General features: G+C 68.9%; 11 protein-coding genes. All 11 read right to left on the reverse strand.

Annotated elements, in window-relative coordinates; genetic code table 11:
- Nucleotides 1-11: 11 nt before the first annotated feature.
- Entirely contained in the window at nt 12-1,826 is a 1,815-nt protein-coding gene (locus tag AC0685_RS29990) for an ABC transporter ATP-binding protein (RefSeq protein WP_478228569.1), read from the reverse strand.
- Nucleotides 1,823-3,367: an alpha/beta hydrolase family protein gene (locus AC0685_RS29995; RefSeq protein WP_478228570.1), complete on the reverse strand. Its 1,545-nt coding sequence runs from the start codon at nt 3,365-3,367 to the stop codon at nt 1,823-1,825. The genes AC0685_RS29990 and AC0685_RS29995 overlap by 4 nt, the downstream gene beginning before the upstream one ends.
- Nucleotides 3,357-4,142 (reverse strand): hypothetical protein, encoded by a 786-nt coding sequence (locus tag AC0685_RS30000; protein ID WP_478228571.1) that lies wholly within the window; start codon nt 4,140-4,142, stop codon nt 3,357-3,359. The genes AC0685_RS29995 and AC0685_RS30000 overlap by 11 nt, the downstream gene beginning before the upstream one ends.
- Nucleotides 4,139-4,357: an actinodefensin-associated protein B gene (gene adfB / locus AC0685_RS30005; RefSeq protein WP_478228572.1), complete on the reverse strand. Its 219-nt coding sequence runs from the start codon at nt 4,355-4,357 to the stop codon at nt 4,139-4,141. Before adfB ends, AC0685_RS30000 begins: the two co-directional genes overlap by 4 nt.
- Complete coding sequence (locus AC0685_RS30010) at nt 4,354-5,817, reverse strand: hypothetical protein (protein WP_478228573.1); 1,464 nt, start codon at nt 5,815-5,817, stop codon at nt 4,354-4,356. Before AC0685_RS30010 ends, adfB begins: the two co-directional genes overlap by 4 nt.
- A gap of 3 nt (nt 5,818-5,820) precedes the next feature.
- Nucleotides 5,821-6,207: a hypothetical protein gene (locus AC0685_RS30015; RefSeq protein ID WP_478228574.1), complete on the reverse strand. Its 387-nt coding sequence runs from the start codon at nt 6,205-6,207 to the stop codon at nt 5,821-5,823.
- A 91-nt stretch (nt 6,208-6,298) separates the two neighbouring features.
- Nucleotides 6,299-6,469 carry a hypothetical protein gene (locus AC0685_RS30020; RefSeq protein ID WP_158509147.1) on the reverse strand — a complete coding sequence of 57 codons (171 nt, stop codon included), beginning with the start codon at nt 6,467-6,469 and terminating at the stop codon, nt 6,299-6,301.
- Between the two features lie 792 nt (nt 6,470-7,261).
- Nucleotides 7,262-7,507, reverse strand: coding sequence for a hypothetical protein (locus AC0685_RS30025; protein ID WP_340683632.1), 246 nt, complete (start codon nt 7,505-7,507; stop codon nt 7,262-7,264).
- Nucleotides 7,508-7,523: 16 nt separating this feature from the next.
- Nucleotides 7,524-8,414 carry an AurF N-oxygenase family protein gene (locus tag AC0685_RS30030; RefSeq protein WP_478228575.1) on the reverse strand — a complete coding sequence of 297 codons (891 nt, stop codon included), beginning with the start codon at nt 8,412-8,414 and terminating at the stop codon, nt 7,524-7,526.
- The gene (locus AC0685_RS30035) at nt 8,411-9,292 is read right to left on the reverse strand and encodes a crotonase/enoyl-CoA hydratase family protein (RefSeq protein WP_478228576.1); all 882 of its coding nucleotides are present in this window, start codon (nt 9,290-9,292) and stop codon (nt 8,411-8,413) included. The genes AC0685_RS30030 and AC0685_RS30035 overlap by 4 nt, the downstream gene beginning before the upstream one ends.
- Entirely contained in the window at nt 9,282-9,881 is a 600-nt protein-coding gene (locus tag AC0685_RS30040) for a TetR/AcrR family transcriptional regulator (RefSeq protein WP_478228577.1), read from the reverse strand. The genes AC0685_RS30035 and AC0685_RS30040 overlap by 11 nt, the downstream gene beginning before the upstream one ends.
- Nucleotides 9,882-10,113: the final 232 nt, after the last annotated feature.

Genomic DNA, 10,113 nt, shown 5'->3' on the forward strand with positions numbered 1-10,113 from the left:
TCACCCTACACTCAGACGGTCTCACTCTGCGTAGTCACGCGTTCCTCGTATCCGGCCGCCTGCAAGCGGAACAGCTTCGCGTAGATCCCGTCCGCGGCGAGCAGGCTTTCGTGGTCGCCCGATTCGACGATCCGGCCGCGGTCCAAGGTGTAGATCCGGTCGGCCCCGCGCACGTTCGACATCCGGTGCGAGACGAAGAGGACCGTGCGCCCCTCGAACAGGTCGCGCAGCTTGTCGAACAGTTCCGCTTCCGCTTGGGCGTCGAGGGAGGCCGTCGGCTCGTCGAGGATGACGAACGGCGAATCGCGGTAGAACGCCCGCGCCAGCGCCAGGCGTTGCCATTGCCCGAGCGAAAGGTCGGTTCCGCCCGAGAATTCCGCGCCGAGCACCGTGTCGTATCCGTGGTCGAGACGCTCGGCGATCGTGTCGACGGCGGCGCTGCGCGCGGCTTCGGCCAGCCGCCGCGCCGGATCTTCCGCACCCGGCCTGCCGAACTCGATGTTGTCGGTGACCGTCAGCCGGTATTTGACGAAGTCCTGGAACAACACCGCCGCACGATCACGAAGGACCTCGGGCTCACGAACGGGTTCCCCGTCGATCGACACCGTGCCCGTGCTCGGCGGGTACAGCCCCGCGAGCACCTTCGCGAGGGTCGTCTTCCCCGATCCGTTGGTGCCCACCAAGGCGACTATCCCGCCGGCGGGCAGGTCGATGTCCACCCCACGCAGCGTCGGCTCCGACGCGCCGGGATAACGGAAGCCGACGCCGCGGGCGGTGAGCGATCCCGCCGACGCCCGCCGAGGTATTTCGGCCGCCTCCGCCGGTCGCGCGGCCGCGAAGAGCCGGAGATCCGCCAGGTAGAGGAGAACGTCGCCCAGCGCGGAGAACAGGAAGGTGATCGACTGCACCCGCGTGTTGAGCAGGAAGAGACCCAGCAGGGCGGCGATCGCGGTGGGGACGTCGATCCCTCCAGAACCGACGTAGAGCCAGACGCCGCCGATGATCGCCACGGTGATCAGATCCCCGGCCAGCCTGGCGGCGATCTTGCGCTTGGCATGCCGTCGCTGCACCACCGTCGTGTCCGCGATTTCCTTTTCGTAGCAGGAATCCCAGCGGTCGAACAACGTCTGGCCGATACCGAACGCGCGGATCTCCTTCGCCTCGTCACGGCCGGTCAGCAGGCGTTCGAGGTAGTCACGGACACGGCGGTTTTCGGCGAGTGTCTCGTTGAGCCCGTAGCGCGCGTCGCGTTCCTGTTTGGCGGCACGGATCAACGGGATCGGCGCGAGCAGGCACAGCGGGAGCAGGATCCAGGTCATGGCCACGAAGGTGGCTCCGACCGCGATCAGGCTGAACGACGTCTGGATGATCGCGACAGCGGACGAGACCAGCGTGATCGGTTGCACGCGAGACGCGAAGACCGCGCGTTGGAGACGGTCGTAGAAGGCCGGGTCCTCGAAGGTCAGCAGATCCGTCTTCATCGTCGACCGCAGCACCAGGGAAAGGATGTGCCGATCCGTCTTGACCGCGAGAACGCGCTGCCACGACTGGGCGAGGCCACGGAAGGCACCGTTGATCGACATCAGCACCATGGCGGCCATCAGCAGCGGGATCAGTTTCGACCAGAGGTCGGCGCGGCCGTCTCCGCCGAGGCCGCCCAGCAGTTCCTTCGTGAACAGCATCACGAGGCTGAGGGTGGCGGCGGAGAACAGCTGGTGGACCAGGATCGCGGTGAAGCGTCTCCGGTCGGCCGCCCAGATCAGGCGCAGCGCGAAGACCGCCGTGCCGGCGAGGCTTCTGGTCGAGAGCCCCTTCGCGGCGGTCATCGCCCCGCCGGGGTTCGTTCGAGCACGTTCGCCAGCCATTCGGTCTGGATCCGGCGCAGCCGATCATGGGTTTCGCGGTAGCGGAAAGTGTGGCCCTCGCAGGGGAACAAGGCGAGTCGGGCTTCTCCTCCGGCGGCGACGAGTCCCTGGTAGAACTCGACGGCCTGGTCGGGATGCGTCGCGGGGTTGGCGTCGTCGAGACCGTGCGCGATCAGGACCGGCCGCCGGATCCGGTCGGCGAACAAGAGCGCGCTGAAGGCGTGGTAGATCTCGGGAATCGCCCAATAGGGCCGTTTCTCGTACTGGAAACCGCCGCAAACGCGTGTCCTGTTGTAGCAACCGCTCTGCGCGATACCCGCCGCGAGGGCGGGGAAGTGCGCCAGCGCGTAGAGGGCGAGCGTGGCCCCGAAGCTGTGCCCGGCGACGACGACCCTGTCACCGAGGTGTTCGAGACTCTCCCCGATGGTGCGCTCGAGTTGCCGGTGTACCTGTTCGAGGGTGACGTCACCGGGCCAATGCAAGGGCAGATCGAGGACGGCTTGACGGCAGTCCGCCCCCACGAACCCGTTCGGCGCGGGTGGCTCGGCCCGCAGCGGGCCGGACGTCGCTCGCAGCCAAAGCACCGTCGCGTCGACCTCGCCCGGCGGTGACACGGTCAGCGCCGCGTCGTGGAACCCCGTCGGAATCGTGACGACCCGTTCCGCGGACCCGGCCCGGGGAGTCCACGAAGGACGGACCGGGCGAGGCATCGGCCCGGCGCTGGGCGCCAGCGGCTCCAAGCCCGCTTCGGTCAGCCTGCCGACCGCCCAGGCCAGCCGCCGGGCCCCGGTGCCCGCACGGGCGCTCGGCCGCAGACCGGAGACGTGGTGGACGAGCACGGAGCCGTCGGTCCCCCGCTCGAGGTGCCGCACCAGAAGTGCCTCGGGGAGCAACGGACGCCCGGTGCCGCGGTTCAGGTCGAGTTCGATCGCCCGCGCCCCCACCGCTGCCAGCAAGGCTTCGATACCGGGCTCGAAGGACACGTAGCCGGGACCGGCGGCCTCGTAGACGAGCGGATCGGCCGGGGTCTCCGCCCCGGCCTTTTCGCTGTTCTCGGGGCAGAGCACCAGCAGGCGATCGCGGTCGAGCCAGCACAGGGGCGCGCCGGCGGCGTTACCGAACGTCGTGAGGGACGCGGCGACCCTGATCCCGTCCAGCTCGGTCACCGTGCGCGCGGCGCAATCCGCGATCCACGGGTGGATCCCGCCGGGACCGTGCGCCAAGCCGGCGAGCAGGGGGAGACGCGGATGCCAGGCGTACCCGAAGCCGGTCGCCCGGGACACCGGCGGACGCCACTCGTCACCGTCGGGATACCGCACCACGACGGAGAGGGGTTCGGCGCGATCCACCGCGAGCCCCACGAGGTGCGGGTCGAGTTCAAGACCGCACCATTCGCCGAGGTCGCCCCGGTGGTCCGCCAGGCTCGGCCACTCGGGCAGCGTCGTCCGCACCGAGAGCGAGCCGTCGCCGTGCGGATGGCCGAGCGAGTGGCTAACCGGCATGGGTCCCTCCGGGGAGGCGCACCACGATGCGGTCGATGAGCGCCTTGACGTCGCCGATCCCCGCGACGGCCGAACACACCGGCTCCCCGGCGGCGTCGAGGCCGGTCGCGGACGGCACACCGAGACCTTCGAAACCCGCCGGGCGTTCGTCGCCGGGGTTGAGCACCACGGTGGTGATCGAGTCCCGGCGCGCCGGCTCCATCCGGTCGATCAGGGTGTGCAGCGACCGGCACGCCGGGCACGAGCCGGAAACGTAGAGACGCACCCCGAAAACGGGTTCCAGGCACGGTGGGGCGCCGTCGCCCTCGGCCGCCCGCCGGTCCCAGTGACGCAGCACGACGACGAGCACCGCCGAACCGGCGACGCAGGCTGCGAGCCGCGGCAGCGGCGAAGGTTCGGCGAGGAAGGGCAAAGCGGCGGCCGAGACGACCGCGCCCGCCAGGTTCGCGCCGATATGCGCGCTGCCGACGGAGGCGAGGCGCGCGGCCCCGAAGCAGGCGCACTTCTGCCCGCGCAACTGATAGGCCACCACGGCGAGCACGGTGTAGGAGACCAGCCCCACCAAGGCGGCGAAACCGCCGGGCAGCGCGATGATCAAGGCCGCGGCGCCGATCTCTCCCGCGCCGACGAGCCGGGGTCCGTGCGGGGCGGCGAGGAGACGGGAACCGTACGGCCACGACAGTTCGGCGGCGGGCACGAACAGTTTGGAGAGACCGGCGACCACCAGGGGCGCGGCCAGCAGGCCGAACACGGCCTGGCCCAGTGCGGAGATCAACGGACGTCCTTTCGTTCGACCAGCCAGCCCGATGCGAGCAGGTCACGGGCGAAGCCGTCCTCCGGCTTCGTCTCCGGCGAGCCCAGCAGGTCCTGGACCACCACGGCCTGGGATTCGGTGCATTCGGCGAGTGCCAGGGTGGCGCCTTCGACCAGCACACCACCCCCGAACGGGAGCCGGGTGAACACGACCCCTTCGGCGAGTTCGTAGGTCATCGCTTCCTCAGCCACCTCTCCAGCCAGGTCAGGCGCAACAGCATCGGCGCGCGGTCCGCGGTCAGCACGGCGTCGTCGAGGATCCGGAGCACCGGCCGGATGTCGAGCAGTCCCAGGTCGGCGAGCACGCTGCCGTTCGAGAGTTCGATGGCGACCTTCTTGCGCTCGCGATGCAGGTGCCGGGCCGCGGCGGCACGCAGGGCGAACGCCGAAGACGCCTCGCGCACGGGCCCGGTGCCTTTCGCGAGCGCCTCGCGCATCGGGACCTGGTTGACGAAGAGACCGTCGCGGATATGGCCGAGGCGCCGCGAGTCGTAACCCGCGACCGACGCCAGTACCCCCGCGTCGAGACCGGGGACGATCGTCCGGTCTCCCGCCACGGCCAGCGCCCCGTTCTCCCACAGCCGTGCCTGTGCCCGTCCGACCGGCGCGGGAAGGTGGTCCAGGTAGGCCCGCCAGAGTGCGCCCGTCGCCAGCTGCGCGGACTTGAGCGCTTCCCGTCCTTCTTCGGTGAGCCCCGGCAGACCGTGCCCGCCGTGACCGGTGGCGGGAGCGGTGAGGCCCGGTTGCTCCTCGGCCGCACGGGCGGCCGCGGCGTTGGCGCCCCGGGTCTTGAGCGCGGCGAGCGCGGCGGCGACGTCGGGGAGCACACCGGTGGTGTGGAAGGGTTCGCAGGCCAGCAGATGCCGTCCACCGCGACCGACCTCGACCTCGGAAAGTGTCGTCGTGACCAGGCTTTCCAGCAGCGACCCCAGCACGAGCGGACGCTGCGCGAAACCCGTGAGGCGATCGACCAGATGGCGGCGCATCGCCAGTTCCGGGGTGGGCGGAGCCACTTCCTCCCCGGTGATCGTGTCCTGATCGAGTACCTCGGCCAGATCACAGGGGACGTGCTCGATCCGCTGCCCGGCGGGCGCCGGGAACGGCGGCCGGGGAGCGCCGCCGGCGTCGAAGAGCACGGGCGTGTGGCCGGCGGCACGCGCGCAGGTCGCGAGGAACGTCGAGGACAGGCCGCCGCTGAAGGCGATCCCGTAATCCCCGCCGAGTCCCTCGAGGTATCCGGTGACGGCTTTGTGCAGCGGCTTACGGGAGGGCACGACCTCGGATTTTCGCTGCCTGACGGAAACGCCGTCGACGCCCAGGGTCAGGTACGAACCGACCGTGAGGCGGTACACGCCCGCCATCGGGCTGCCGTCGGGAGGTTCGGGCAAGCCCTCGACGAGGGCGAGGAGCCGTCCGTGGTCGAGAGCGGCGTCGGAACGTGCTCGGAACGCCTCGACGTCTTCGCTGAATTCGATGCGACCGGCGCCGATCCGGTAGAAGATCTCCCGCGACGTCGGTTCCGGTCGGCCGATCTCGAATTCGGAGGCGGTGGAACGCACGGTCAGGCCGGCCCGCGGATCGATTTCCCCGCCACGGCAGACGATTTTCCCGTCGTCCAGCTCTATTTGCCTCAGCACGGCCTACTCACCCCCGTTCGACTGGAAAACGACGACATACTCTTCGCGAACGGGGACGGAGGTGCTGACCACGGCCTCTTCACAGGAAACCCACGCGAAGAAACTGGCAGGAGCCCTCGCGGGGACTATCTCGCGACCGAGATTGAACGACGCGGGCGCACCCATGGCACGCAGTCCGGCGGTGAGGAACAGGGCGTCGTCGACGGGGTCGAGAAAGCCGAATCTCTTCCGCTGATAAGTGCGCAATCGGGCGACGGCCCGGGTGAGGTCGAAACGTCCGGCGCGGCGTCCCTCGAGAGCGGGCCAGCGCTCGATCCGATACCCACCCGCCGGATCACGGACGGATTCGACGAATTCTCCTGCCCGCCGCCCTGCTTCTTTTACTCTCACTGCCTTCATCTTTCCGTCACGGTACGTCCGGGAGAGGGGGCGCGGACCCGAGACCCGCGCCCCCCGTCAACTCACGTCAGGCTCGACCGGCTCAGATCTGCTGGCAGTGGAACCAGTTGCACAGGTGGCCGGGGCAGCACTGCGAGTCCCAGGCACAACCGTCACCCGGCATGCCACAGGCCTCCTCGACCACGGTCGGCTCCGCGTAGAGGTGCTGGAGCATTCCGTCGCCGAGCTTGGCACTGATAGTCACCTTGGGCATTCTTTCCTCCTTTTCACATGAGGTACCGACGGTCGGACCCCAAGTTTTCAGGGCACGCCGAATAGAGCTCGGAACGTGCGCACACGAGACAGTGTGAAACGCGAATATGTCGGCGATAGCCGCGCTTACCCGGACACACCTTCGGACAAGGCATGCATGGGCATGAAAGATCCCCAGTTCGTCATTGTTGCGCGCCTTCCCCAGTATCGGCGAGCACTGCACACGAGCGCCCGACGGCGCCCGCGCTTGCTTCCCCAGTAATTCTTTGTTTTCCGGCCGGTGAATTTCCCGGCTTGCTTCCCCAGTACGTCTCGATTCAAGCTAGCACGCGGGATTGGCACCCGCAACAGAGTCGTTGTACCGATCTTCGGCGCAGGCATTACGACAGAATGCGCGCTTTGCGTGATCGGAAAATAAAAGGAACGCCCGCCGCGACAGTCTCCGCGGAAAGCGTACGACACGGAACGCCGACCCCCGAGGTCCGTCCGCGATCTTGACCGTATTGACCGGCTCCGCGAACAGGCAACTATCCGGTGAAGAGTTCACCTGCTTGGAGCAAAGTCACTGAGCGTCCACTCGTCGCCGCGCTCCGTGATCCGGACTCATCGGCGGATGATCGCGTCGCACCCGGAGTGTGTTCCTCGCGCGAGCCACCGGCGACGGCGCGAGGAGCCCGGCCTGATAGTCCACCGTGGACGATGTATTCGTCTTTTCTTTGTGCAGAGGGATGTTTCGTCGCCAGGCACCACGCGGACTTCGTCGGCGAAGCCCGCGTGGTGCCTCGACGCCTGACTAGCGCCGGGTGAGGACGCGCTTGCCCAGCCAGCCCGCGTAGACGGCCAGACCCGCGAACCCGGCCTTCCGCGTGGGGCGGGCCGCGATCGCCAGGCCGATGGCGAGTTCGGTGGCGCCGTTGCGGTAGGTCCAGTTGCGGACGTCGTCGGCGAAGGCCATCTTCGTCACAGGTTCGAAGGCCGCCGGGGCGGCGAAGTGGGCGAGGCCGGTCGCGGCGATGCCGAGGCCGAGGAGCTTGGACATGGAGTGCCTTCCTTGTTCAGTCGATGACGCCGGCGCGGCGCCAGAGACGACGGCTGGGGCCGCCGATGAGGCCGATCTCGGTGAAGTGTTCGACGGCCTTGGCTGCCCACGCCGCCTTGGTCCGGCGCCAGTGCGGGTTCGCGGCGGCGGCCTGGCGGGCTTCGCGGGGGTCGAGGCCGACGGAGGTGTATGCCTTGGGGTGCAACAACTCCGACGTCGCGACGTAGGCCATCCCGGCGATCGCCCAGCGGATCAGTTCGCGGCCGACGCGGCCGTGACGCGCCCAGGCCCGGCTCAGTTCGTCCTTGGCGAAGCTGATGTGCCGTGCTTCTTCGATGACGTGGATACGCGAGATCATCCGGATCATCGGCTGCAGGTTGTCGTCGCGCATCATCTCGCGTTGCATGCCGTCGGCGAGTTCCTCGACGTAGATGGCGCCGGCGAACAGCAGCGCCGGGCCGCAGATCGCGCCGAACACCTTGCCCGCGCGGTGCGCCGAGCGGCTCGGGCGCCGGACGACACCGCCGCTCTTCTCGATCGAGCGGGCGAACATGGTGCTGTGACGGCATTCGTCGGCGATCTCGGTGAGCGCGTACTGGGCGTTGTGCGTCGTCGGGTCGCTGTTGTAGACGTGGCGCACGAGGCCTTGCATGAGGATCAGCTCGAACCAGATACCCGACGCCGCCGCGGCCGCGGCCTCCTGACGGCTCAGCTCGGCGCGCTGGTCTTCGTCGAGACGTTCCCACAACTCCGTGCCGTACAGGGAACATCGCTCCGGTGCCTTGCCGTACGCCCCGTCGACGAGCGGCGCGAGCCAGTCGACGTCGACGTCCGGGTCGTAGGAGAGCCGCGCGGAGGAGCGCTGCAGGCGCTCGGCGACGCGTTCGCTTTCGGTGTTCGCGGTCATGACGACCTCCTCGGATCCTTGTGCTCGGGCAGCGGTCCGCCGCCGTCCGGGATGACCTGCCCGGAATCGCGGTAGGCCACCGCCTCGTGGAAACCATCGCGTTCGGCGAACTCCCGGAACCAGCGGCCTTCGGGGCTGTGCCGGGTGATGCCGTCGAAAAGCGTCGCGAGCGTCTGGGTGCCGGGAAGGCCCATGTTGTCGTAGGCCTGGTTGATCATCAGTTTCTGCATCACCAGCTGGTTCGTCGGCACGCCCGCCATCCGGTCGGCCAGTTCCTCGACGGCCGCTTCGAGCCGTCCGGGTTCCACCGCCTCGAGCGCGAGTCCCCATTCGGCCGCGGTGGCGCCGTCGATGGTGTCGCCGGTGAGCAGCATCCGCTTCGCCCGCTGAGCGCCGACGCGGTAGACCCACATCGCGGTCGTCGGGCAGCCCCACACCCGTGCGGGCGGATAGCCGATGCGCGCGTCGGTCGCCATGATCAGCACGTCGCACGACAACGCGATGTCGCTGCCGCCGGCGATCGCGTGGCCCTGCACCTGGCAGACGGTGGGTTTCAGCGATCGCCACAGGCTGAAGAAATCGTCGGTGTTGCGCTTCATCACCCGGTAGTCCTTGACCGGATCCCAGACCGGGCCCTGGTTCCAGCGGCCTTCGGCGTCGTCCTCGGCGAACTGCTTGAGGTCGTATCCGGCGCAGAACGACCGGCCCCCGCCGCGCACCACGATCACCCGGACCCCGTCGTCCTCGTTCGCCAGCTCCACGGCTTGGCGGATCTCGCGCGGCATGACGTCGTTGATCGCGTTGAGCCGCTCGGGGCGGTCCAACGTCAGGTAGGCCTTCCGGTCTTCGACGCGGTACGTGAGCGTCTCAAACGCCATCGGAACCTCCCAGCGCACGCAGGGTGAACGTGACCAGCTGCGGGATCGTGTCCGGTCCGCTTTCCCCGGCCAAGGGGCCGACCAGCATTTCCGCGCCCGCGCCGACCAGCGCCGCGGCTGTCGCTTCCGCGTCCTGCGGTGGCAGCAGTCCCCTCGCCACGCCGTCGGCGATGTTCGTGGCGATGACCTCGCGGAACGCGCGGCGGAACACCAGGCGCTCGGCCTCCACCACGGCGTCGACCGGCTCGGCTAGCAGCGCGTACGCCAGCCTCGGCGCCTTCAACGCCCGTCCGGCGAAGGTCTCGATGACGGCGACCACGCGCTCGCGGACGTCACCCTGGGACGCGGCGGCCTCGACGGCGTCGACCTCCCGGGAGACCACCTCGCGGAAGACTTCGACGACGAGGCCGGCCTTGGACGGGAACTGCCGGTACACGCTGCCTGTGCCCACGCCCGCCCGCGCGGCGACCGCGGCCATGGAGCAGCCCGCGTAACCGGTCTCGGCCAGCAGCGCGATGGCCGCGGCGAGTATCTCGCCTCGCTGCGAGTCCAGCCTGGCCTGTGTCTTCGGGGTCCGGCGGTACGGCATGCCAAGGAGTGAAGCACGGATTCCGCTCTTCAGTCCAGCCTCGTGCGTGGCAAGGACGGCTGTTGAGGGGTAAGGCGAATGTGGCATGGTCGGCGCAAGGTGGTCGTGAGTGGCGTTTCGGGTTCTAACCCGAAACGCCACTCACGAGGGGACCTGGACCAGCCTTAACGTGCCGTTGCCGGCGTTCTGGTGTCCGTGAAGGCCTCCTTCCCTACCTTGAGCGTAGGGAAGG

This window comes from Amycolatopsis sp. NPDC043889 (assembly GCF_056435645.1).